We start from the raw sequence: 22,417 nt of genomic DNA on the forward strand, positions 1-22,417 counted from the left end.
CCAAAAGTTTATAAATATCCATTTATACGAACTATGAATTTATTTATAAATTTGTCAAAAATTACATTCATAAGGATCTCTCCCTCTAATCATTGCATCAATATCTCTCCCGGTTATCGGTCGCATACCTATACCGAACATCTTTAGCCAGCCTTCTTAATAGATTATGCGAACGCCGCCCTGCCCCGACAGCATTTGTCAGTTCTAATATTTTCTTTATTGCTTTGTGTGCGTTTTCATACAATCCTATGAAATACTCTCTGTGAATACCATCGATCCCCTCATAATCATCTTTTACCGTTCGTTTCATCAACCCATCTATATACTCAAAATCAGTCCGTAATCACCTGCCTAACCTTCCAGCCATAGTGAGTACGAAAGGCTGCTTTTGCCTCTTTTGCAATATCAATATTGTAGATAACAACTGCCATACTAAGTGCATTAGAAACAACCTCTAATACCACTGAACGCTCAGGTACTTTTCCAGTAGATTTATGAAAAATATTTACTGCATTTGCAATACCATAATCCATGAACACGTTATACTCTTCTGTGTTCATATTTGAAACATCCACTATCGATAAAATCTGCTCTCTGCGATCTTCAGAAACGTCTGAAATTTCATCCTCTTTTTCCACTGATTCGGATTCAAAATTACCCTTTAAAATCTCTGCTATTTCATCGCTCAAATTAGTAAAATCAGTCACTATTTTTCTCCCTATTTTTTATTCATTCACTTCGGTATCTTCGTAAACGCACCCTATTTGTTCACTTGAAAAAGTCACGCGGTAATAAATCTTAAAATTGTGCAGTGATGGCACTTTTTTCTCATTACTGCGCGCGCAGTGATGGCACTTTTTATGAACGTAAGTGCCTATTCTCCCTTAGTGATGGCACTTTTTAAAAAATATGAAAATTCAAAAAGTGCCATCACTGCTCTTATCACTCGCGCGCGCACGTTGAGAGAAGTTCCGCAAAAATCCATTTTTATCTCCATTGCTTGGTCCACTCATCCGGCAGGCTTCTACACGCATACCTACAACTTGTATTTTCATTGTGCTCCGCTACTTCGTTTTTCAGATTTATTGGCTACTGCTCAATCTCAGCTGTATTCTATCAAGCGAATGTTCCACGATAGCCCCAACTTTTTTCACAACATTGGAAAATCTTTTGAGTACAATCCGAGAATCTAAATTTGAACAAGGAGAATTCTTTGCGATTCATTCAAAATTTCACACACGCTTTTTTCTTTTTGCCCGGAACTTTTTTACACGAGCTTTTGCATTTACTTGCCGCACTCATTTCGATTGCAATAGGGCTTGTGTTTAATCTCGTCTCAAAACCATTTCATATTGGTGCCATTTCTACATTACGAATCACGTCGTTCAATATTCTCCCTAACTTCAAAACGGGGGTATACGGTTCGGTTGCGTATGAAGGGGGTGGTTCGTTTACCCATATCTTTGTCTCATCGGCACCAAAGCTTGCATGGATATTTCTGTATCTCTTTTTGCAATCGTATGGTTTTTTGCATATCGCTAATGAATCTGTCGTAGGTGAACAAACTTTGACGTTCCAATGGGGGCATCTTGGTACAGCACAATTGTTGATTGGAATTTATGCATCATTACAATTACTTTGGGCAGGAACATTATCACGCCAAGATTGGCATAATATTTTTAGTGCTTTTGGAAATATCTTTGCGATTGCTTTGATGATTGCAGTAATTGTCTATATGGCCATGTCAATATCTGGAACTCCACTGAACTAGCAGGCTCATTGATTGAAAATGGCTCTGAAAAATACCATTCAGATCATCATCTTGCTGCCACAATACAGCATGAAGGTGGAGCGCGAATTGAGGGGAAGCTTACACTATCACCGGAACCGAAAAAGGAGTACTGTTTACCAAAGAGAAGGGTGGGAAAGAAGGAGACGTACTAGTATCTGCTAATACTTACAACTGTCTTTTACACCACTTTAAAACAAACAAATGCTTTAAAATCGATGTTATATTAATTTGCTTTTGTCGTAGCTGGCAACAAAAACACAGGAGCCTCTTTGTGCACCTCATCGAGAATACATTCTTCAGTCGGGGATTTTAAAAATTGTCCATTACAGTAATAGTCTATAGGAAATAGTTCATACTTAGTTGGTGAGCCTTTAATACTTGGATCGTTCAAAGTTTCCTCTATGTCCCATACTAAATAATCCGCTGAGCGCTCATTAGTATAAGTAACACTAATTGACACCTTTGGATCTCTTGAGCTATCCCAACAATTTGGTCGTTTTTTTCCAAACAACTCCTGATTACAATATCCAATAACCTCATCTGCATTAGTGATAGGTGAACCCATAAAATTATTTAATGCGAACACTCCTGTCATACTACCATGATCTGTCCCCATCACAAAATATTTATACCCCCGCTTTTTACCCTCAAGAGCAGCAGCAGCAATGGTTTGACGAATATCAAAATCAGAATTCCCATTTTTATTATAAAAACTATAATAATGATCATATTTACTGTACTTTTTTGCATATGCTGGATGCATTTCGGAGATTTCAATATCCTTTGTTCCGCATCCTGTTAATATTAGGATCGCAAATATCGATGACATAAATATTTTTATTACTGAATTCATTTGTTTCCCCCTAGCATAGCAACAATTTTATCTGCCGTCAACTTTGAGAGCACCTCTATTGCCTCATCCACACTAATAACGCTCCCATCCTTCAGCATGGCAAATATGCGTGTTCGTTCACCGTTAATCACAACATCACTTATCATGATATGTTTGTCAGATGAAGTCCATAAATTGTCAATCCCATTTCCAATCATCCCCAGTCCTACATTAATAAGCCCCACCGTCACCATATTTCCAACCCCTTGTGCAAGAGTAGAATATGTGCCTTGCGAGCCAGCTTGAGACACACCATTAAGAAACGTTTTTTTTGCAGACCCTGAGAGGTTTTCATTAGGCTTGGATGCAAGTATGGTTTGATTAGCGTCTTGAGGCGGTTCCCACTTGCTGAGCGGTGATGGAGTAAGGGCATCCCAATATTTTACTCCCATTTTTTTCATAGATGCAAAACGGACAGGGACTATTTCAATATCAACTGTAGCCTTATTATCAATCTGAATTCCTTTATTGTGAAGTGCTTTTAACATGGAATCCTCAAAGTCCTTTTTGAGCATATCATGCATCACGTAAGTGACTTTTACCGATTTTGGCTTTCCTATTTTTATCTCTTTTGATGCTTTGGCAAATGCCATATCATATCCCGCATTTAGGATCGATGTGGTTATTAATAACACCGATACAAATTTTGTCATGACTCTTTTTTCTCCCGTTGTTTTTAAATTATATACTACATTCCACTGATTGTTCCAGACATACGTTCTAGCATCTCAGACACTTATGTATCTTCAAATCGTTGAGGGTATTGTTCAAGATTCATGCAATGGAATTTGTATTGATATGACTCTTTCATATCTTATGTATGTGATAAAATTATAATATTGATATAAATTATTTTATTTTTTAATCAAATTTATTCAGACATTCCATTGAATTTTCTTCTTTTTGAAGAAGTTCTTGACTAAGCTTTATTGAGTTTTCCATTTCTTTAATATCTCTTTTAAATTGTTCACTATTCGGAGCAATCCATTCGCCATAAATTTGACGATTTTTTTTGTTTACAATAAACATCTTCATTGGCTTTACAATTAATGAATGTGATATATCAACATCTGAATTTACTACACCTCGATTCACCTGAGTGTTATATGGTTCAGTTCGAATTAGCTGGCTACTCAAGTCAGAAGTAATAATCATTCTTAATTTTAAAAAATCTTTTTCAAATAAATAAGTTTTTTTATCCATTGGAATTGAAGCTTTAAAAAGTTTTCCAATAATTGGCAATGGTGTTCGTTGTTCTTTGTTGTACAGTATAGCGATTGCATTGTATTCATGATAACTATAAAATACCTTAAAGCCAGCCTGACTAAAGCCTTCCAATTTTGGAGCTTGATTGTTGATATTTTCTACTTTCTCTACTGTTGCCAAAATGGCATTTCCGTCAATAACTTGAATTGGAATATTAACCCAAGCCAAGGATGTTGAGTCATCATAACTTAAAAAATCTGTTAAATTTATATCTAATACAACTCGTTCTCCTGCAAGAACCTCATTTTTATACTTAAGTTTTTTATCATACTCTTTTGGGGTTTTTGAAAGATCTGGTTTTGTTGAATAAAAAAAATCTTTTGCTGATATTCCATCCACATCTACATATTTTTCTGCCTCTATTGTTTCATTTGTTGTCAACTTTTGAAATTCTAAATTTAGCTTATTGTATTTTGCTCGTTCTTCTTCTAGTATTGATTTATAATGATTTACCATCCATTTTAGGTCATTCTTAATCAATAAAATAAAGTTTCTTTTATTTTCAGGCAATTTATTTTTCTCTAAATCTAACTTATATCTATAAAGATTTTGATTTACACATGCTTTTTCTTCAGGAGTTTTAAAATATTTTTCTTTTAAAGATTCACTTATTGCAAACCTTTCACTATCGTTGACACCTACTAGATTGGCACAACCCGATAAAATAACTATGGCTGCTGCCACCCCAATTAAACTTAATCTCTTCATCAAACTTCTCCTAAGTTAAGCTATCTATTAAATGTGTCTAAATTATAACTGCCCTTTTCTTTTTACTCACTTAATAGTGATTGTTATTAGATGGTCAATTTAATTAAAATCAATCATCTTATAGTGAGCGATGGTTGATATGTCCAAAGAAGAACATTTGGTTGTTAAAGCGTATTATGATGCCTTAACACAGCATGTCAAAACATTACGTAAAGAGCGTAAAATTAGTCAGCTTAAACTGGCTAATATTCTTGGCCACAACTCCACTTCGTTTGTTGCGCGTATTGAGCTTCGTCAAAACCAAGCCAATTACAATCTTGCCCATTTGGTGATCTTAGCCAAAGAGTGGAATCTTGGAATCCACGAGATGCTCCCACCCCTATAGACCTAAACCTACAGTCTGATATTACTACTTCATTGCGTTATGCTCCTTGTTCATCAGCGTGTAATTCTTTCCTATCACGAATACGTTTTTCATTTCTCTATCAAATTACACCTCCAAGAACAATACCCCTTATTATGCTTCGCCTTTACCCATTGCTCATAGGCAGATGTGGCTTGATGGGCATCATTGTACAGCTCGCAAATCACCCCAGTTGGTTTAAGCCGAAGGGTTGAACCATAGGTCCGTATCAACAGCCACTCCCCAAACAGATTGGGGATCAGTTCCAAGGTGTAGTAGCGCATCCTCCCCTTAACGCTGCGTGTCATGATCATCTTCATCGATCTGCTCCACTGACTTTGGATGGGTGTGTAGATCCTTATTGGATTCATCCTTTTGGTGGCGACGTTTATCCATTCGTGCAAACATCCAAGCCATCCATCCAAACAGAGCAACCAAAGAGAAGACACCTATGATAATCTGTACCGATAGCGGTATACAGTGCGGCTCACTTTTGCCAATAATCTCACAATGATCATTAAGGAGATCGATACCTCTGCTACCTTTGAAGAGATATTCCCCTTTATGTTCCCACCCTTGGCTTTGAGATAGTAGCAACGGATTAGCATTATCCTCTTTGCAGATAATCTCTCCACCTCTATCAAAGTGATCTCCATAAAAGCTCACCCTATCGTTTCGACTACAAATATCATCACCCCACACCATCACTACCACTAAAAACAATCCGATCAACGGCATGAGCATCTCTTTAAGAAAGGTGAATACGAGCACCCCCATCAAAAATATCAATCCAACTATAGCCACCATATCCATATCAAAGTGATTCATTTTTATTCTCCTCTTTACGATTTTTTAACTCGTTTATGCATTCACGGCTTTGTTTGACTATTGCTGTGAAACTAAATACCATGGCTGCTGCCATACATAGGAAACTTCCCACCAATACCCATTTCATCCCCATGCTCCATCCTGCATACACCATCAAACCCACCGACACGATCCCTATCCAGACGATTTGCTTGCGATGGCTCAATGTGACAAGAACCATCAGCATACTCAGCACCCAGTAGAGTGCACTCAGTTGAATGATTTCATTGTGAATTAATGACACATACTCCCTTTATCGTGAAATAAATAAACAAATGTTTATATTTAAAGCTATTATATACTTATATATAAACAATGTCAACGGTAAATATACTTATATGATTATATTAAAGCATTATTTATTACTTATATGTAAATTTATGGCATTTTGCAAAGTAGTCAGTATAGCGGGATGCTATTTTTAATAAGTAAACATTTGATTATCTATATTTATATTTAGTAAACATATAAGATAATCATACCTCCATAGTAAACATTTGAGGTGATTTAGATAGAATTTTACAAACAAATAAGTATTAGAGAACCTATGGACAAACACGCATTCAATATTTTACTCAAAACTGCCGGACTCAGTAAAAAAGAGTTTGCCGAGATATTAGGGACAACCGGCGGTACGATTTCAAACTGGGGGAATGAAGATAGAGAGATCCCCTATTGGGTTGAGTCGTGGTTAGCTCTCTATATTGAAAATCAACACTGCAAAAAAATCAAAGAGGCTATTAAAGAGAGCGGTGTATGTGAAGTAATGGACAAAAAATCCAAGTGAATTATTTAACCTTCGAATCGTTTATCTCAATTCCTGTACTGATTGTCTTCTATTACATCGGAGCACTTATATTCCCTCTCATCCTTTGGGTTAAACGTAACTGGGTCATAAAACTCACTGACGCACTAACGCAAACTTTCCCCATTACAGCCTCAAGACTCATTCTTGGTTTCATTATTTTATTACTCGGGTTTGAAATTATGTGGCGTATGCTGTTTGAGATGTTAATCGGCTATTTTCAGATGAGAGAGTACTTATATCATTTGGCAGGTTAATGAGCTAATATAGATTACAAATTATTTACTATTTTATTGAGTATTTCACCTTATAGAGTATTTTCTTAAAATCCCCGAAACCTTTTAGGGACCATTGCCCCCTCCCCTATTCTAAGCGCTTCGTTGATTTCATCAATCATTCTTGAGGTGTTTTTAGGAAGCGTTCCTGAGAGATGCAGCGCATTGGAAGCGTGGTTTGAGCGGAAGATAATCTTTTGCGGCGGGTTTAACTCTGAGAGTAGATGTCTCTGTTCTTGTAGGATCTGGTGGTCATTTAATGGGGTGAAGGCATTAAATGACCTACGAAATCTCTCAACACTCCCCTCTTCCAACCCTAGCTGCAAAGTAGATAGATAGGTCATCGGTGCGGCATTGATGAGTTTGATAGTATCGCGGATATGCTCATGAGTATGCTCTAATCCCCCAAGTCCAAGTATCACGGTAGAGGATATTTTTATACCTGCTTCGTGGGCTTTGGTGAGTGCTTCAATCATTTTAGAGGAATTAACCCCTTTATCGATTTTCTCTAAAAGTTCATCATTACCGGTTTCGATCCCAAAGTAACCCAGACTCAGCCCCCCTGCCCTTAGAAATTTCAGTTCATCAACACTTTTTTCCAAAAAGTTCTGCGCCGTCGTATACAACGAAACACGACTAAGACGAGAAAACGCCTCTTTGAGTAAACGTAACAACTTTGCGAGATGTTCAATGAAAAGTGATAGTGCGTCACCATCGGCTAAAAATACCTTATTGGCATCTGGATAGCGATAAGAGAGGATACCTATCTCCTCTTTAAGTTCTTCGATCGGACGAATCGTAAAACGTTTGCTCTTATACATACTGCAATAGGTGCATCGGTTGTGAGAACAGCCGAATGTCGCTTGAAGGATTATGTTGTCAGCTTCGGCTGGGGGACGATAAAGTGGGAATGAATAGTTAATCATGGCAAGATTGTTACGTTTCATTGCTTGAGAGAGGCTTTTATAATCATATTATTCTTTATAATTGTTCTAGATGTGCCTATTTTGTGGGATTTGCGCTACAGCCATGCTATAATCCCACCCAAATTTATCTCCAAAGGAACCCCATGAATAAAGCTCAATTTGTTGAACTGGTTCAAAAACACGGTGAGTATTCATCTAAAGCAGCAGCAGATGCAGCAATTGATGCCGTTACATCAGCGATTACAGAAGCTCTCTCACAAAAAGAAGATGTAGCACTTCCTGGATTTGGAATCTTTAAAACTGCTACTCAAGCCGCTAAAGAAGGTAAAGTTCCTGGTACAGACAAAACCTACAGCAAGCCCGCTACTACGGTTGCAAAGTTCACTGCAAGTTCAGTTCTTAAAGAGAAAGTAGCTGGGAAGTAATTCCCGCTGCATCTCCCCACTTTGTAGACCTCCTATTCTTTTCTAAAACACATATTCAGTCCATCATCAACGAAATCATTTTTTTATATATACAAGATGTAAATTTGATTAATCAATTTTTTTCGTTGGCAATCGTAACAATTTAGCGAATATATTATTGACAAAGTTGTTACGTTTACTAAATAACGTAACAAACGTGCGCTATTTTTCAGTATAACCACAGCATATAGACTAATTTTGTAATTTCGTGCCCTTTAGTAGCTGTTATATGTGGGTAAGTTGGATAATTATTGACACGAATGTTACATTAAAGCATTAACGTAACAACATTGCGGACAAAATATACGCAAAGTTGTTACACACAGTAGTAGTCTGACGCTATTGTCTTTTTAACTGACATGATTGTTACGTTTAAGCGCTATTTGCTTTCGTTTTACTGGCATAGCACTACTTCAATGACGCATAAGTGTTACGTTTTATTGGCAAAATTGTTACTCTAAAACCGCTTTAAAGTCCTTTAAATACGATGTTTCGGGGATTTCACCTAACTAATAAAATTTGTAACTATTTTTAAACTATTAAAAAATAAAAAACATTTAAATCCATTTTATTGATGAATTTGTTACCAATCAGACTTTGCTGTATCATATCCAAAGCCTTATTGTTTCAAATACACCGCAGTATTGTTACGTTTAGCTAAAAAACTTGTTTCGTTTATGGAACATAGTTTGCTTAATGAATAAAAAATCTTTGTGAGGACTGTTTTTAATGGCTGATGAGAAAGTGATCATATTTCGAAAAAATGAGAAAGATGAATATTTCCGTAAATCTACCGAATTTGCAAGTGCCGATGTCGTATTACGTGATGATGCTAAAAATTCCGGCTCTGTAGAAAGATTAAGTGCCACAATTCTCAAGGGGGTACAAGATCAATTATTTGATATGGCTCGTCAAAAGCAGATTGAATCATCCTCTAAACAACTTACAGCTTCATTGTGTACAGAGTATAAAGATATCTATATTGAAAATTATATTAAAGACGTTCGCAAAAAAGATAAATCAAAACCGCTTGATCGTCTTAGTGATGAAGCTGAAAAAAGTTATGAGCTTAAAAAAAAGAGTATAGATCGTTTAGCAGAGAAAGAAGCATGGAGAATAACGATCAAAGAATCGGTTGCAGACAATGAACTTATGTTCAAATTTGATGCTAAAAGTATATTTGATTATGCAAAAGTTCATGGTGGCGGGCATAAAGATAGACTTTATCAGGATGTTAAGAAAATTCAACAGCGATTTAATAATTGGTCAGAAAAAAAGTTTGATACAAAATCAGGAAAAATAGTAGATAAAGAAGTTACCGGTGTTTTATTCCCCTACTCCGAGTATTCTCACGGTGACAATGCCGCAATTGAAATTAAACTCGAAAAAGAGATGCTTTCAATGGTTCTCTTTTTAAATAAAAATTTCTTGAAATATCATCTTGATTCCTATCTTAAAGTAGAAACACCTAACGCGACACGCCTTTATGAATTGCTGGTAGATTATATTTCAGGCAATATTTTTGTATCAGGAAGAGACTTAACATTTGAATACCTGCAAAAGAAATTTAATACCAATTACAAACTCTTTCGTCTCTTTTTACAACGTCTTATGACGCCTTCGTTGGATAAAATTAACAGCGAGTTAGGGACAACGATTTCATGGGAAGTCGATAAGAAAAAAGGTCGCTCTATTGATACGATCAAATTCGTTATCAGTACACACGATAAAAAAATTCTACAAGGGATTAGAGACGAAGATATAGACGATTTCATACTTTATTCATTTGAATACTACTGTGCCCTACTCTCTCTTGGCTCTCAGCGTGCTCAAGGGGGATTAAAAGCGTTATATGAGAAAGTCAGAGGGATGATTAATGACGGTAGTTTTAATTATCTCAATAAAACAAAAGAAGAGATGATAAAAGAGCATCTTCAAAATCTCGAAGATGCTGAAGAACTTGAAGGTCTTATAGAGAGAGATGAAACATTAGCAGAAAAATATTTCTATGACCGAAAATACATGAATATTATGGAGCGCGATGAGACATCGTTTGTTGGATCAAATGCAATTGAATCACTTGAGTTCATTCGTAGTAGCTATTTAATTCCAAGAGGATTTTTAGGTCCTACCCTCTCATTTTTTACTTCACATGAAGAAGAAAAAGATCTCATCGCCTCTATATTGCCAATCTCGTTTAAGCTAACCGAAAAAAGATCTATCGTTATTGCTGAAAATAATTTTGATTCAATGAAAACAACTATTGAACCGTATTTGACATCAACCGAACGCTTTTTGTTTGATTCTCCTGAACATAAAGAGAGATTTTGTAAAGTATTTGGGATTGAGTATTTTGATAATCTCTCCCCTGCCCTAGAAGCAGATGTCGTATCTGAAATCCATGCAGATAATATATCGACCTTACAACCTATGCAAATAAATCTGTTTGAAAAGCTCGAAAACATTATGAACGTAATTGGGAATCGATCGATTGCTAAAAATAAAGAAAAATGGACGAGTGCAGTAGATGATTTGGTTGAAGAATACGGAGAAGCTGCCGTTGGAAATGTAATAAAATTTTTAACGAGTGGTAATGATAGCGCCCTATTCTGGCTAAAAAATATTACAACTCCTACAAAGTTTATTAAGCACTTTGAACAAATTGAACAAGTTTGTAATGTTGAACATGTGAGTCTATTGCAAAAAATAAAAGCTGATCCAGAAATAAAAGTTTTGATGAGTATGATGCAAAATCGTGGAGAGTCTGAAGAAGCTATTACCCATGAAGTTAATTCGTTTGTTTCAAAAAAGATTGAATCAGGTGTTTATGAAGCACAATCGAAAGAAGCCCCTTGGCAAACAGAAAAAAGAATCAAACGAGAATCCAATATAGAATTATTAGCCGAAATGCAAAATGCGGGCTATAGTAATATATTTGATTATTTAAAAAACATGGAAAAATAGTAATTATCCATCCGGATGGATAATTATAAATTCGATAGAATATTTATATCAATATTCCACTATGCTTAGTTTTTATGCTATACTTTTTCAAATAGTAATAAAATCATTTATCCATCCGGATGGATAAAAATTGAAGGGACGATATGGGTTCAGTAGTTTCAATTGTAAATCAAAAAGGTGGTGTTGGAAAAACGACAACGGCACAGGCATTAGCACGAGAGTTTGCCAAAACCAAAAAAGTGCTACTTATTGACTTTGATGGGCAAGCAACATTGACTGAGCTAATGGATCTTAACAACCATTTTGATAATGAATTTATTAAAGAGTATATGTCCACAGAAAGTATCGTAAAAATCTTTGAACGCGCTTCTATTGAGCCGTTGGATATTACTGGCATTTTAAAAGATGAAAATGGGAAATCAATTGTAGCTATTAAAGAGCTTCATTTTATTCCCTCGCCCGGCAATTCAATCGTTGCAGCTGCTGAGAGTGTGAGCGGTGGTAAAGATATGCTTTTAAATAAGTATCTTCAAAAAGTTAAAGATGATTATGATTATGTCATTATTGATGCATTACCATCTGTTTCAACGCTGTTTAGAAATGTTTTGCTTGCATCGGATGCGTTGATCGTTGCCATACAAACCAAAACAAACGCCATTGCCGGAGCCAATGGGTTCTTACAAGTTCTTAATGATGTACTTGAAGACTATGATAAAAACTACAATCATCTTTTTATCTTGCCGACAATGTACAATAAACAGCGCCGTGATGATAAAGAGACTTTGGCAGAGATTATGGGTAGTTATATGACTTCGTTAAAAACATATGCATCGATCGGAAAAATCCCTACGACCCTTTTGGAAGAGATACCCGATCGCACCGTATTCTCAAATGCTCAATCAGTCCGCTATTTTTTGCAAGATTATATTGAAGGGTTTGATACAGGAAAGAGAGATATTCTTCTTTTACTGGAAAATATTGCAAAAGTGATCACCAATAAACTGGAAGTAGGGGGCAAATAAGATGGCAAAACTACCTGCACGTAAAAATATATCGGCTGAAACGGCTACAAAAAGAATTGAAGAAGCCCAAGCGTTACGCCAAAGTATCTCTGAGAGCATCGAAAATAAAACAAGTAACACGATTGAGGTCGCTATTGCATCGATTGCATCCCCAAAATTCCATGACCGCCGATGGCATGACAAAATGGCGATTGTTGAACTCTCAAAATCGATTGAAGCCGTTGGGCTCATCTATCCGGTTGTTTTACGTAGAATAGGGGAGGGGCTTGAACGGATTATCGGATACCGCCGTATCGAAGCCTATAAAATACTCGGTAAAGAAACTATTCCTGCAATCATTTTGGAAAATGTCGATGATGATATGGCAATTTTGCTTATGGCTACTGAGAATATGCAAAGGGAAGACATCAGTGTTTATGATGAAACACTCGCTTTGATTGATTACCTCAAAGTCGCAATAAACGAGACTGGGGAGGGTGTTGAGAAACTTCTCGTCCGATTTAAAAATCACAATGCTGGATCGGTACAATTGAGTGACGATGAGAAAGAAAAACGTCTCCAAATGAATGAGGTTCTCAAAAAAACCGGTAAGATTGACATAAGTGGCTTATTAAACCGTCTTACAATGCTCTCTATGCATCCGTTAATCAAAGAAGCACTCAGTGCCAGTAGACTCTCTTTTTCAAACGCACAGGTACTTCAAAAGCTCTCTAAGAACGAAGTAGCACTCAAAGCCGTGATGAACAGAGTCATTGATGAGAATATGAGTAAGCGTGAAGCAATGAAGCTGGTTACTGAGCATAAAGAAGAAAAAGTCGGCAAAGTAGGGGAGGGTGATATAGTGTCAAGATTAAAAACCCTCAGTAAAACAAGCACAAAACAAGTCGCGAAACTCACTAAAGCTGACCAAGATAAGTTGATGGATTATTTTACAAAAATTGATGAGATTTTAAAAAGAAAATAGGGTAGGGCGGTCATTATTATCCAGTTAAATGCTCTAACCTATAGCAGTAGAACTTTTTTTAGACTCCTTAGAGACGTGAACGAATAATAATCAGCCCACGATTCAAAAAAGGGTGTTGTGAGTCATAGAGCTGTGTTATCATAGCGATAATAAACCATCCATAAGAGAGGAACGTCATGCAACAACCTTTTATGGCTTATGAGAACGAGACCGATGGATTCACTACCGGTAATCTGAGCATCACAAACGGAATCGAGATGATCACCATCGAGGGATCTTTGAATATCACCAAAGACAAAGAGGGATTAGAAGCTGCATTGAAGCTCAAACGAGTAGTAGACGCCGCTATCGAAGCGCTCAAACGTGATCGTAATCTCCCTGATTCGCTCGGTCATTAAGATGAGAATACAATATGGAAGCGTTAAAACTTTATCCGCACGTTAAAACCGAAGCTGCCAAAGGGCGTACCTATGGCGAATGTGTTATGGATGAGATATTTAGCATTCAGATGATCGATGGAGAGTTTCGTACTACGCTTCATATCAAAGAGAAACCAAAACGGCTTAGCCGTGAGGATGCGTTAATCTATTACACCCAAAAGCTTCGAAGTTTTTGGGCTAACTCCAAAAAATAGTCAACCTTATTTAAAACGTTTGACGTATCCATGGCAATAGGGTGCTTTATGATGTTTAGCATAGTAGTCTTGATGATATTCTTCGGCGGGATAAAAAGGTCCGGTTGGAACTATTTTCGTAGCAACATCGTACCCATAAGAGCGTAGCTGTTGAATGAGTGATAATGCGATACGGCGTTGGGTTTCATCACCGACAAAGATGGCTGAATGGTACCTCTCCCCAATATCGGGTCCTTGCCCGTCACGTTGTGTAGGATCATGAATCTCAAAAAACGCTTTGGTGAGGGTTTCATAGCTGATCAATGAAGGATCATAGGTAACCTCGACAGTTTCAAGATGTCCGGTACCTCCTTGAACAACTTCATAATAAGTGGGATTTTTGACTTTCCCACCCATAAAGCCTGAATGTACCTCTTTTACCCCTCTCAGTTTTTCGAGATAATACTCCACTCCCCAAAAACACCCACCTGCATAATAGGCCTTAGTAAGAGGAGAAGCATAAGTGAAGCTGACCAACCACACAACAATCCATAAAATTCTCATCACATCTCCTCAATACCAAAAAAATAAATACCATTATGCACATAAAACGGCAATAGTTATCTTTACATTTTATGAAGGTGAAAAACATAAGTTTTGATTTTAGCTACAATACAATTCATTTTAAAGAATGGGAGTAGATCATGTCAGAGGTCGTTAATATCATCTCCTGGAACGTCAACGGTATTCGCGCTGTAGAGCAAAAGGGTGCATTTGATTGGCTTGAAACCCATCAGCCCGATATCCTCTGCCTCCAAGAGATCAAAGCCACTCCCGATCAGATCCCTGACAACCTCTTTCAAGATCGATACCACTATATGAGTGTCAACAGTGCCGCTAAAAAAGGGTATTCGGGAACCTTGATCGCTTCAGTGATAGAACCGACTAAAACTCATACCCGACCCGATATCGATATTCTGGATGAGGGGAGAATCGTCGAACACCATTATGGGGATATTGTCCTCTTTAACGTCTATTTCCCCAACGGTCAAAAAGATGAAGAGCGGCTCACCTATAAACTCAGTTTTTACGATAATTTTCTAGATCATTGTCAGAAACTCCGCTCCGAGGGGAAAAAGATTATCATCTGCGGAGACGTCAACACCGCCCACCGTGAAATCGATCTCAAAAACCCTAAATCGAATGAAAAAACATCAGGATTCTTGCCCATCGAGCGAGAATGGATCGATAAGCTCATCGAGTGTGGATACATCGATACGTTTCGTCAAATTCACGGAGATAAAAAAGATCAGTACAGCTGGTGGTCATACCGCTTTAGCGCCCGAGCTAAAAACGTCGGATGGCGGATCGATTATTTCTTTATCTCTGATGATCTGATCGATGCGCTTGAAGATGCGTTTATCCTTCAGGAGATTGAGGGTTCGGATCATTGTCCGGTGGGGATCAGGATAAGGGTGTGAACAGGCTAATTGTTTGTTAAAAGCCATTTCCAAAGTGGTATAAACATCACGACTTTCTCACCGATATTCATGGAGCCTTCACGCTCTTTGGTAATGAGAATACTTTTGTTCACACCGATAAACTCCATCCCCTCAGAGAGCGAGTTGATCTCACGCTCAAAGGTGTCGGGATTGCTGATATCCACACTCACATTGATGAGTTGTTTAACGCCGTCTATGACACAGTAAAAATCGATCTCCTGACGCTCTTTCACGTAATAGACTTCATTTGTTTTAGAACGAAGTGCCAAGAATACTAGATTTTCATAGAGCTTGGAATAATCGGGTGAAAAAGATGCATCATAGACGGCACGAAGACCGTTATCGATCGCATAGATTTTTTTCGGATTGCGTTGCTCTTCGCGTACCGAACTTCTAAAAATCGGAACACTAAAGATGGCATACGCCTCTTCCAAATAGCCGAAATAATCAAATAGTGTCTCTTTGCCCAGTTTAAAGCCATTGGATTTAAAATCATTGTAGAGCTTGGTAATACTTACCGAGGTCGCCATATTGACGAAAGCGTATTTTATGAGATGTTTCAGCAGAGCGGTATTGGTAATTCCGTAGCGTTCAATAAGGTCTTTGTAAACGATCAGATTGACATAATCGCTGAGAATCCTTTTTTGGATCGTTGTATCTTGATCAATCGTTTCGGGAAAGCCTCCGCAGAGTAGATACTCCTCGAAATGGTGTTTGATAAAGCTGAGCGATTTGGAAGAGTCGAGATTGATCGTGATGTTTTTAAAACGGAGATACTCTTTAAACGAAAACGGGAATATCTCATAGGTAAGCGTTCTACCGCGCAGGGATGTGGCTATTTCACTGCTGAGAAGTTTGGAAGAGGATCCGGTTATGATGATTTGAACATTCAACGTATCGTAAATACGACGGATAAAAGATTCCCACTGAGGGATGTTTTGCACTTCATCGACAAAGAGATAGATTTTTTCATCCCTTTTCTGGGGATAAAGCTCGTAATATCCTTCAACAAGATCGTCTAAATCACCAATCGTGGTGCCAAGTAACCGATCATCTTCAAAATTTACATAGACGATATTCTTAGAATCCACGCTTGCACGGAGCTCTTCGATCATCTTATAAAGAATCGAGGTTTTTCCACAGCGGCGTACCCCTATGAGGGTAATGATTTTATCGCTGAATAGGGGGATATCAATATCACGTTTGATGGTTTGGCGTAGAGGGCGCTCTTGAAAATCGGTGATAATGCGGCGAAATACATCTCTCATATTTTATCCTTTAGTATAAAACCTATTTTATATAGTTTTGTACTTATTGTCAAGTATAAAAATTGATTTCTACAAAATTATTAAAAACTTGGTATTTTCATTTTTTAGTTGAAGTGAGGATATTTCTAGAGATATAGAGGTTTCGGAAAGCGGCATTGAGTTTGAGGGCAAACACCTGTGTCCGTTTTTGGAGACGACGAAATGCCGGAGAGGAGAGAATCCGTCCACGGTCGCTTTCGATGGAATATTCCAGATCGTTAAAGGGGTAAAGTTGACGGTGAAGTGTGAGTTTGGTACGGTAATCGATCATAATGTAATAACCTCTCTGAGTTTTTTGCGTAATTTGGTCTCTTCTTCACTGCCATCAGTTGAAAATCGTATGATAGGGATACTGTATTTGTCTAAAATACGATCTTTTAAAGCATCTCTTTCTAATTGCACAGGATTATTCGTGTGAAATGCAAAACCATCCACCTCAATTGCTAAAACCGGTTGCTTGCTGATTTTATTGTGGATAAGAAAGTCTATATGTGATGATGCTTTGACAAATGCCAATTCGTCTGCGTTTAGGATACTTGTATCTTTGATGAGCTTATTTAGTGGATAGTTTATATTATAAGCCAGATTTGAATATTGCTCAAGATCGAGCACTTTTTCAATGATAACATTCATTAAATTTTCAGATTGATAATTTGAAACTTTTTTAATTTTACCCAGGAATCTTTTTAAATAGGGGGCATAGTCTTGATATAACAAGTCAAAAATGGAATAAATTTTACTGTCAGCAATTTCGAAGTTGTTATATCGAATATAGTTCACCAAATCTTTCATATTTTTATTTTTTTCACGATCGGATACCACAATATAAAGTTGTTCTTTTGCCCTTGACACAGCGACATTAAGTAAGTTTGGATCATCTGCAAACTCATTTTCCTCATCTACGACGGTTGTAATGATTATGATGTCTTTTTCTCGACCTTGGTATTTATGTACTGTATCGATTTCAATGCTTAACTCTTGGGTGATTTCACTTGATAACTTATTTACTTGATCTCGAAAAGGTGAAATCACTCCTAAACTTTTTGTGCTTAAACGCGGCAAAATTTCATTTTTAATTACATCAATTTGGCGCTGATTTGACTTACCTCTTGCATGATTACCCTCTGCGGTATTCACCAAAATCAAGGGTGCTCCAGCATCTCCTTCTTTTGATAAGATAACCAATTCATCATGGTAAAATTTTTTATTACAAAAATCAATAATCTTAGGATGACATCTGTAGTGCTCTTTTAGTAATGTCTTAGGTGCATCGTCAAAGACTTTCAGTGCAGAAGCAAGTAGACTGTTTTTATAATGATATGATGTGGCTAACGCATAATCTTTAAAGGTATCATCAACGACATTTTCAATATCTTTACCAACAATATGTGGTAGTTGTTTTAGATCACCTACGATTACAACATTTTTTGCACAAGATAATGCAAGACCGCCGGCAATAACATCTACTTGAGATGCCTCATCAATAATCAAGTAATCGTATAAAAAGTTCTCTTGTGTGCAGTTTCGCAATGAATGTGTTGTGCTTAAAACAACGGGGTATTCTCTTGTGAAGTCTTCGAAATTTTTCCACAAAGCATCTTTCTCAAATTGTTGCTTTTTTTCAGTCAGGTTGTATTTTTTTGATAAATGTAGTTCCAACAATGCCATTGAATCAGTTGTATATGCTTTTAGTATCGTCTCGAAATTTTCATCTTTCAAAAGATTTTTCAGAGTAAAAATAGTTTCTATCAGTTTTTTTTCTTTAATTTCATAAAAGCATTTTTGCAGGACAAGAATAATCTCGTCCAACGGGTATTGGTATAGGCTAAAAGAGAAAATCTTATATTTGAAAAGCGCTTTTATTTTAAAGAAAAAAGTTATTTTTTTATCATGTAACACCAAAGACTCAAGCTCAGCCCAAAGTGATAGTGTATTGTCTAAACTTTGTTTGGAAAAAAAATCTTCATGACTACCTATATCTATTGCTCTAGCAGCAAACATATTCATGAAATGTCTTTTCTCGATTTTTAATGCTTCTAATTCTTGTGATGCTTTTGCCAAATCGTTGTTAGCTTGTAGCATCTCTTTAAGATGAACAATATTTTTCTCTAATGAATCACGATTATTGAGAAAATCATTATCTGGCATATTACAAACTTGAGGATATGTTTCTTGTTGATTGGCAAAAAATTCTTCTTGGTTTTTCTTATTTCCCAACATCGCCGCAAAGAAAGATAGATTGAGTGCATCGAGTTTATCGTACACATTTTCAATTGCAGCATTGTTATTTGAAACTACGGCAACCGTATTGTCATTCACTAATAGATTCGCGATGATGTTTAAGATGGTTTGTGTTTTTCCAGTACCAGGAGGACCCTCGATAATACTTACTTGGTGTGTCAGCGCATTTGCAACGGCAACTTCTTGACTCAAATTTAACCCAAAAGGAAAAATCATTATTTTTGGCTTCTGATATTTTTTGATCACGTCAGGGTTTAGGTATTTTGCAAGCACACTCTCTTCACTTAGATACGACATCTTTTCGTACTGTTTATCTAAGAAGTCATTTTCTTCGCTTTTTAAGCTCTTAGCCAAAGCTTTTAGATAATCAAACGTATTTTTGGCATTTTTTTGAATGAGTACATTATGTTCAATCCGTAAATCATCTTTACTGTACGCGGATATTTTTCCATTACCATAAAATATTTTTAGGTAACTTTCAAAGTCTAAAATTTTTGTGATATTAAATAAGCATTTATCCCGTAAATAGATATGGCAAGAATTAGGATCAATAACTTCCGGATATTCGTAGATTAAAACCTTTGTTTTGCTATATGTATAGAACTTGTCATTTGAGCTAAATTGAATTTTTATATTTGTCTGAGAATCATCAATGGTTACTATATCTGATGTTTTATTTTTACCATCAAGCAAAATTAAATATTTGTTTTCATCCATAAAAATTTTATATTTCCTTTTATTTTTCTATTGCAATTGTATTGAGGCAATAGTAAGTGTGGTGGGCAGATGTTAGCTTCATTACAATGTTTCATATTTCTAACCGCACGAGTTCAAAGCCTAATGGCCTTTAACTTTATCAATGGCTCTGAATCTCCTTGGGTAATGCTATCACAAGTAATGGAGAATAGTATACGAATCAAATGCTCATTCCATATAGACTCTTTTATCTTGTTCGAACGTGTTTATTGAAACCCTCCATTACAATACCAAGCACTAGCTGCTAGCGCCTGGTACAATGCTGTTTGCCACGAATTAACATGCTGGCTAAGATGGTTTTCCGCCTGCATTGTTAAGTGTTGTCTAATACTTGTTTGTCCATATGATTGTAGATATTTAGTTAATAAACCACTAATATTTGCAAGCTCACTACTTGCTTCAATCTTATACCTAGCAGCAAGATTAAAGTGTATGAAATGTGCTTGAACTCTATTTTTAGAAATATTATCCCAATGATCTGGCGGATTTATAAAAAAGCGAACAGTGATAGGTGAACTCTGTTCGATATCAGCATAAAGCCATTGATCAGTAATAAAATGTTGATGATCAAAATAAGGGTGTAAATCTTGTTTGTCGATTGCAGATGTTACAGTAGCATTTTTGCCTTCATTACAATCTTTGCATGCTGGTACTAGATTCAATGGTAAAACGGAAAATTGTGGAAAGGGGCTTTTGGGAAGAAAATGATCTAATGTAGATACATGACCAATACCACAATATGGACAACGGCTTAAATGGACTTTTGATAATAATAAATCATAATATTTTCTTGCAGGTTTCTTTTCAGGTACGAAATGATTAGTATAAACATCTTTGAGTTCTTTTTTGGTCACAAAGCCTAATACGGGGTCACTATTTTGACAGGTATTGGGTGCAAGAGTAAACAGTTGAATAGTATCGGCTTTTTGTTCATAATCTGTTGCTGCAATCATGAGATCGGGTGTGATTAAATTAAGGCGGATACGTAATTCTGAATCTGAAATACTATTAATGCAGGTTTCATATACAGTTTGAGGAACTAAATTAGGCTTCTCTATAGCTCTCATTCACCACTACCTATAGTTTCATCTCTAGTGATAATCATAGAACGCAGTAGCATTTTCCCTTCAAAACCAAGTTGATTATGGTACTCCGCTGATATTTCATCATAGTTTCTTCCCTCATTTACCGCACGTTTTAATAAATCATGAAATCCTGATTTAGTGACTTCTAGACCAAAAACTTCGCGAGTTAAAATACCGACATTTTCACCAAATGTTTCTCCTTCGGGTCTATCTACACGTCCAAAGAGTCGAGTCCTCTGAAGAATAGAAACACATGTCTTTGGTACTTCTTGCAATACCACAGGCGAATGTGTGGCGATGATAGCGACGCCATTACGATTTGTTAATAAATCTGACAATGCACGGGCAAAAGCTGATAGCAAAGGAGGATGAAGATGGCTTTCTGGTTCATCGAGGAGAACAAGTGTTTTTTCTTCAACTGTCTCTACCAATTTTGTTATTGTCAGAAGGACAATGGCATGTCCTGAACTCATACGTTTGTAATATGAATACGCTGTGGCTGAATACGTACGCTTGTCATCTGATAAATCTCTATCGTATACTTCGATGAGCTGATTCAAGTCCATTTCTGCAAAATTTGTATCTGATTCTAGTTTTGTGATAGCTTTTATCCAACGTTCTCGTTTCGCAGTTAATGCAAAACATATTTTTGAACTTTTGAAGAAGTCGTTACACAAATCATCCTTATCTTTTAATCCCCGCTTATGTTCTTCTATCTCACTAAGACGTTTTTTTAATCCAATGTAGTGATATCGTAAGCCTAAGCTTGAATTTGTTTGGTCTTCTGGTGGTTCAAAAGGATCAAATGCGCTGAAAGAGATAGAAACAATACCTGAAAAATAGTTTTGTGCCAGTGTGATGTTCATATCAAAGACTGTACTTGTAGCAAAACGCCCAGCCACTCCTTCAGGGTTTCTATTAGGTAGAAGTGCATTAACCATATTATTTAGTATTGTGGTTTTCCCTACACCATTACGACCAATCAAAATATGGATGTTAGAAGGAGGCTTAGAATTTGGTACGACTTGAAAATCGATTTTTATACCAGAATAGAGCGAATCAGCAATTTTTTCATAAAAGAAATTGTAATCAGTGAGTGCTGCCTCATGACGTAAAATCCTTGTAAATTGATACTCGATTGAAGATGGATTCACTGTTCTAAGTAACGACGTGCGAAATACACTTTGGTTTTCAATGGATTGCAAAAGATCTGGATTATGTACAACATCACCAAGAGAGGTCAATATATTAGATGTAACTTCTGGAGAAAGATTTTCTACAATGTTCTTGTAATAATCTGCATCTTGTCCAAGCGAAAAAAAAGTGTTCGGTAAAGTAGAGAACTGTTCTGCCATGCTTTCTGAGGTCCATCCGCCTATCTGACCATTGAACCCAATTTTGACGCTACCTAATTCATGTTTGGTTCCTCGTTCATCAAAGATAATGAGCTTGAATAGAGTTTTAAATGAGTAATCGTCCCAAGTATCAGATAGTAAATATGCAGCATTACTGGCTTGGGCAGGAATGTATCCATTTATTGATATTTTATAGAAAATAAGTGCCAT

27 protein-coding genes are annotated in these 22,417 nt (G+C 36.6%); 11 read left to right on the forward strand and 16 right to left on the reverse strand.

Annotated features, from left to right (window positions below; all coding sequences use genetic code 11):
- Positions 1-97 precede the first annotated feature (97 nt).
- From PHC76_RS11640 to PHC76_RS11650, 3 genes are all read right to left on the reverse strand, one after another.
- Positions 98-310 (reverse strand): hypothetical protein, encoded by a 213-nt coding sequence (locus tag PHC76_RS11640; protein WP_299973429.1) that lies wholly within the window; start codon positions 308-310, stop codon positions 98-100.
- A 22-nt stretch (positions 311-332) separates the two neighbouring features.
- Complete coding sequence (locus PHC76_RS11645) at positions 333-707, reverse strand: hypothetical protein (protein ID WP_300210139.1); 375 nt, start codon at positions 705-707, stop codon at positions 333-335.
- Positions 708-917: 210 nt separating this feature from the next.
- A complete protein-coding gene (locus tag PHC76_RS11650; RefSeq protein ID WP_299973423.1) occupies positions 918-1,055 on the reverse strand; it encodes a hypothetical protein in 138 nt (45 codons plus the stop codon).
- A gap of 158 nt (positions 1,056-1,213) precedes the next feature.
- Here PHC76_RS11650 and PHC76_RS11655 point away from each other — a divergent pair, with 158 nt between their 5' ends.
- The gene (locus PHC76_RS11655; RefSeq protein ID WP_300210142.1) at positions 1,214-1,771 is read left to right on the forward strand and encodes a hypothetical protein; all 558 of its coding nucleotides are present in this window, start codon (positions 1,214-1,216) and stop codon (positions 1,769-1,771) included.
- Positions 1,772-2,015: 244 nt separating this feature from the next.
- On the opposite strand, the gene PHC76_RS11660 is transcribed toward PHC76_RS11655, so the two are convergent.
- From PHC76_RS11660 to PHC76_RS11670, 3 genes are all read right to left on the reverse strand, one after another.
- Complete coding sequence (locus PHC76_RS11660; RefSeq protein ID WP_299973417.1) at positions 2,016-2,645, reverse strand: hypothetical protein; 630 nt, start codon at positions 2,643-2,645, stop codon at positions 2,016-2,018.
- Positions 2,642-3,337 carry a hypothetical protein gene (locus tag PHC76_RS11665; RefSeq protein ID WP_299973414.1) on the reverse strand — a complete coding sequence of 232 codons (696 nt, stop codon included), beginning with the start codon at positions 3,335-3,337 and terminating at the stop codon, positions 2,642-2,644. Before PHC76_RS11665 ends, PHC76_RS11660 begins: the two co-directional genes overlap by 4 nt.
- Before the next feature lie 208 nt (positions 3,338-3,545).
- Positions 3,546-4,658 (reverse strand): hypothetical protein, encoded by a 1,113-nt coding sequence (locus PHC76_RS11670; protein WP_299973411.1) that lies wholly within the window; start codon positions 4,656-4,658, stop codon positions 3,546-3,548.
- A 139-nt stretch (positions 4,659-4,797) separates the two neighbouring features.
- Between PHC76_RS11670 and PHC76_RS11675 the strand changes: the two genes are divergently transcribed.
- Positions 4,798-5,043 carry a transcriptional regulator gene (locus tag PHC76_RS11675; protein WP_299973409.1) on the forward strand — a complete coding sequence of 82 codons (246 nt, stop codon included), beginning with the start codon at positions 4,798-4,800 and terminating at the stop codon, positions 5,041-5,043.
- An 89-nt stretch (positions 5,044-5,132) separates the two neighbouring features.
- On the opposite strand, the gene PHC76_RS11680 is transcribed toward PHC76_RS11675, so the two are convergent.
- Genes PHC76_RS11680 through PHC76_RS11690 form a run of 3 tightly spaced genes read right to left on the reverse strand, consistent with a single transcriptional unit; the run spans position 5,133 to position 6,172 of the window.
- A complete protein-coding gene (locus PHC76_RS11680; protein ID WP_299973408.1) occupies positions 5,133-5,345 on the reverse strand; it encodes a molybdenum metabolism regulator in 213 nt (70 codons plus the stop codon).
- Between the two features lie 7 nt (positions 5,346-5,352).
- The gene (locus tag PHC76_RS11685) at positions 5,353-5,889 is read right to left on the reverse strand and encodes a hypothetical protein (RefSeq protein ID WP_299973406.1); all 537 of its coding nucleotides are present in this window, start codon (positions 5,887-5,889) and stop codon (positions 5,353-5,355) included.
- The gene (locus PHC76_RS11690) at positions 5,876-6,172 is read right to left on the reverse strand and encodes a hypothetical protein (protein WP_299973404.1); all 297 of its coding nucleotides are present in this window, start codon (positions 6,170-6,172) and stop codon (positions 5,876-5,878) included. The genes PHC76_RS11685 and PHC76_RS11690 overlap by 14 nt, the downstream gene beginning before the upstream one ends.
- Before the next feature lie 303 nt (positions 6,173-6,475).
- Between PHC76_RS11690 and PHC76_RS11695 the strand changes: the two genes are divergently transcribed.
- Positions 6,476-6,715 carry a helix-turn-helix transcriptional regulator gene (locus tag PHC76_RS11695; RefSeq protein ID WP_299973401.1) on the forward strand — a complete coding sequence of 80 codons (240 nt, stop codon included), beginning with the start codon at positions 6,476-6,478 and terminating at the stop codon, positions 6,713-6,715.
- Positions 6,712-6,990: a DUF4282 domain-containing protein gene (locus tag PHC76_RS11700; RefSeq protein WP_299973398.1), complete on the forward strand. Its 279-nt coding sequence runs from the start codon at positions 6,712-6,714 to the stop codon at positions 6,988-6,990. The genes PHC76_RS11695 and PHC76_RS11700 overlap by 4 nt, the downstream gene beginning before the upstream one ends.
- A gap of 65 nt (positions 6,991-7,055) precedes the next feature.
- Here the strand turns inward: PHC76_RS11700 and PHC76_RS11705 are convergent, their stop codons facing one another.
- On the reverse strand, positions 7,056-7,934 hold the full coding sequence (locus tag PHC76_RS11705) for a radical SAM protein (RefSeq protein ID WP_300210145.1): 879 nt from the start codon (positions 7,932-7,934) through the stop codon (positions 7,056-7,058).
- A 143-nt stretch (positions 7,935-8,077) separates the two neighbouring features.
- On the opposite strand from PHC76_RS11705, the gene PHC76_RS11710 reads away from it, so the two are divergent.
- The 6 genes from PHC76_RS11710 to PHC76_RS11735 all read left to right on the forward strand — a co-directional run bounded on the left by PHC76_RS11710 (position 8,078) and on the right by PHC76_RS11735 (position 13,982).
- On the forward strand, positions 8,078-8,359 hold the full coding sequence (locus tag PHC76_RS11710; protein WP_299973392.1) for an HU family DNA-binding protein: 282 nt from the start codon (positions 8,078-8,080) through the stop codon (positions 8,357-8,359).
- A 768-nt stretch (positions 8,360-9,127) separates the two neighbouring features.
- Positions 9,128-11,362: a replication initiation protein gene (locus PHC76_RS11715; protein WP_300210147.1), complete on the forward strand. Its 2,235-nt coding sequence runs from the start codon at positions 9,128-9,130 to the stop codon at positions 11,360-11,362.
- Positions 11,363-11,505: 143 nt separating this feature from the next.
- The gene (locus tag PHC76_RS11720) at positions 11,506-12,384 is read left to right on the forward strand and encodes a ParA family protein (RefSeq protein ID WP_299973386.1); all 879 of its coding nucleotides are present in this window, start codon (positions 11,506-11,508) and stop codon (positions 12,382-12,384) included.
- Position 12,385: 1 nt separating this feature from the next.
- Positions 12,386-13,348 (forward strand): ParB N-terminal domain-containing protein, encoded by a 963-nt coding sequence (locus tag PHC76_RS11725; protein ID WP_299973383.1) that lies wholly within the window; start codon positions 12,386-12,388, stop codon positions 13,346-13,348.
- A gap of 176 nt (positions 13,349-13,524) precedes the next feature.
- Entirely contained in the window at positions 13,525-13,746 is a 222-nt protein-coding gene (locus tag PHC76_RS11730) for a hypothetical protein (protein ID WP_299973379.1), read from the forward strand.
- Positions 13,747-13,760: 14 nt separating this feature from the next.
- Complete coding sequence (locus PHC76_RS11735; protein WP_299973376.1) at positions 13,761-13,982, forward strand: hypothetical protein; 222 nt, start codon at positions 13,761-13,763, stop codon at positions 13,980-13,982.
- A gap of 6 nt (positions 13,983-13,988) precedes the next feature.
- On the opposite strand, the gene msrA is transcribed toward PHC76_RS11735, so the two are convergent.
- Positions 13,989-14,525, reverse strand: a complete 537-nt coding sequence (gene msrA / locus PHC76_RS11740; RefSeq protein ID WP_299973374.1) for a peptide-methionine (S)-S-oxide reductase MsrA — start codon at positions 14,523-14,525, stop codon at positions 13,989-13,991.
- 140 nt (positions 14,526-14,665) lie between these two features.
- Between msrA and PHC76_RS11745 the strand changes: the two genes are divergently transcribed.
- Positions 14,666-15,442 carry an exodeoxyribonuclease III gene (locus PHC76_RS11745; protein WP_299973371.1) on the forward strand — a complete coding sequence of 259 codons (777 nt, stop codon included), beginning with the start codon at positions 14,666-14,668 and terminating at the stop codon, positions 15,440-15,442.
- A gap of 5 nt (positions 15,443-15,447) precedes the next feature.
- On the opposite strand, the gene PHC76_RS11750 is transcribed toward PHC76_RS11745, so the two are convergent.
- The 5 genes from PHC76_RS11750 to PHC76_RS11770 all read right to left on the reverse strand — a co-directional run bounded on the left by PHC76_RS11750 (position 15,448) and on the right by PHC76_RS11770 (position 22,417).
- On the reverse strand, positions 15,448-16,731 hold the full coding sequence (locus PHC76_RS11750) for an ATP-binding protein (RefSeq protein ID WP_299973368.1): 1,284 nt from the start codon (positions 16,729-16,731) through the stop codon (positions 15,448-15,450).
- A 97-nt stretch (positions 16,732-16,828) separates the two neighbouring features.
- A complete protein-coding gene (locus PHC76_RS11755; protein WP_299973361.1) occupies positions 16,829-17,041 on the reverse strand; it encodes a hypothetical protein in 213 nt (70 codons plus the stop codon).
- The gene (locus PHC76_RS11760) at positions 17,038-19,728 is read right to left on the reverse strand and encodes an AAA domain-containing protein (protein ID WP_299973358.1); all 2,691 of its coding nucleotides are present in this window, start codon (positions 19,726-19,728) and stop codon (positions 17,038-17,040) included. The genes PHC76_RS11755 and PHC76_RS11760 overlap by 4 nt, the downstream gene beginning before the upstream one ends.
- A gap of 245 nt (positions 19,729-19,973) precedes the next feature.
- The gene (locus PHC76_RS11765; protein ID WP_299973355.1) at positions 19,974-20,834 is read right to left on the reverse strand and encodes a hypothetical protein; all 861 of its coding nucleotides are present in this window, start codon (positions 20,832-20,834) and stop codon (positions 19,974-19,976) included.
- Positions 20,831-22,417 carry an AAA family ATPase gene (locus tag PHC76_RS11770; RefSeq protein WP_299973352.1) on the reverse strand — a complete coding sequence of 529 codons (1,587 nt, stop codon included), beginning with the start codon at positions 22,415-22,417 and terminating at the stop codon, positions 20,831-20,833. Before PHC76_RS11770 ends, PHC76_RS11765 begins: the two co-directional genes overlap by 4 nt.

It is taken from the genome of Sulfuricurvum sp. (assembly GCF_028710345.1).
Taxonomy (GTDB): Bacteria; Campylobacterota; Campylobacteria; order Campylobacterales; family Sulfurimonadaceae; genus Sulfuricurvum.

Bases quoted from the DNA above. Each gene is read 5' to 3' on its own strand.
- PHC76_RS11765 (WP_299973355.1), bottom strand. From the start codon at position 20,834: ATGAGAGCTATAGAGAAGCCTAATTTAGTTCCTCAAACTGTATATGAA.
- PHC76_RS11735 (WP_299973376.1), top strand. From the start codon at position 13,761: ATGGAAGCGTTAAAACTTTATCCGCACGTTAAAACCGAAGCTGCCAAA.
- msrA (WP_299973374.1), bottom strand. From the start codon at position 14,525: ATGAGAATTTTATGGATTGTTGTGTGGTTGGTCAGCTTCACTTATGCT.
- PHC76_RS11660 (WP_299973417.1), bottom strand. From the start codon at position 2,645: ATGAATTCAGTAATAAAAATATTTATGTCATCGATATTTGCGATCCTA.
- PHC76_RS11710 (WP_299973392.1), top strand. From the start codon at position 8,078: ATGAATAAAGCTCAATTTGTTGAACTGGTTCAAAAACACGGTGAGTAT.
- PHC76_RS11725 (WP_299973383.1), top strand. From the start codon at position 12,386: ATGGCAAAACTACCTGCACGTAAAAATATATCGGCTGAAACGGCTACA.
- PHC76_RS11730 (WP_299973379.1), top strand. From the start codon at position 13,525: ATGCAACAACCTTTTATGGCTTATGAGAACGAGACCGATGGATTCACT.
- PHC76_RS11665 (WP_299973414.1), bottom strand. From the start codon at position 3,337: ATGACAAAATTTGTATCGGTGTTATTAATAACCACATCGATCCTAAAT.
- PHC76_RS11670 (WP_299973411.1), bottom strand. From the start codon at position 4,658: ATGAAGAGATTAAGTTTAATTGGGGTGGCAGCAGCCATAGTTATTTTA.
- PHC76_RS11680 (WP_299973408.1), bottom strand. From the start codon at position 5,345: ATGCGCTACTACACCTTGGAACTGATCCCCAATCTGTTTGGGGAGTGG.
- PHC76_RS11760 (WP_299973358.1), bottom strand. From the start codon at position 19,728: ATGGATGAAAACAAATATTTAATTTTGCTTGATGGTAAAAATAAAACA.
- PHC76_RS11675 (WP_299973409.1), top strand. From the start codon at position 4,798: ATGTCCAAAGAAGAACATTTGGTTGTTAAAGCGTATTATGATGCCTTA.
- PHC76_RS11755 (WP_299973361.1), bottom strand. From the start codon at position 17,041: ATGATCGATTACCGTACCAAACTCACACTTCACCGTCAACTTTACCCC.
- PHC76_RS11745 (WP_299973371.1), top strand. From the start codon at position 14,666: ATGTCAGAGGTCGTTAATATCATCTCCTGGAACGTCAACGGTATTCGC.
- PHC76_RS11685 (WP_299973406.1), bottom strand. From the start codon at position 5,889: ATGAATCACTTTGATATGGATATGGTGGCTATAGTTGGATTGATATTT.
- PHC76_RS11750 (WP_299973368.1), bottom strand. From the start codon at position 16,731: ATGAGAGATGTATTTCGCCGCATTATCACCGATTTTCAAGAGCGCCCT.
- PHC76_RS11705 (WP_300210145.1), bottom strand. From the start codon at position 7,934: ATGATTAACTATTCATTCCCACTTTATCGTCCCCCAGCCGAAGCTGAC.
- PHC76_RS11720 (WP_299973386.1), top strand. From the start codon at position 11,506: ATGGGTTCAGTAGTTTCAATTGTAAATCAAAAAGGTGGTGTTGGAAAA.
- PHC76_RS11650 (WP_299973423.1), bottom strand. From the start codon at position 1,055: ATGAAAATACAAGTTGTAGGTATGCGTGTAGAAGCCTGCCGGATGAGT.
- PHC76_RS11715 (WP_300210147.1), top strand. From the start codon at position 9,128: ATGGCTGATGAGAAAGTGATCATATTTCGAAAAAATGAGAAAGATGAA.
- PHC76_RS11640 (WP_299973429.1), bottom strand. From the start codon at position 310: ATGAAACGAACGGTAAAAGATGATTATGAGGGGATCGATGGTATTCAC.
- PHC76_RS11695 (WP_299973401.1), top strand. From the start codon at position 6,476: ATGGACAAACACGCATTCAATATTTTACTCAAAACTGCCGGACTCAGT.
- PHC76_RS11770 (WP_299973352.1), bottom strand. From the start codon at position 22,417: ATGGCACTTATTTTCTATAAAATATCAATAAATGGATACATTCCTGCC.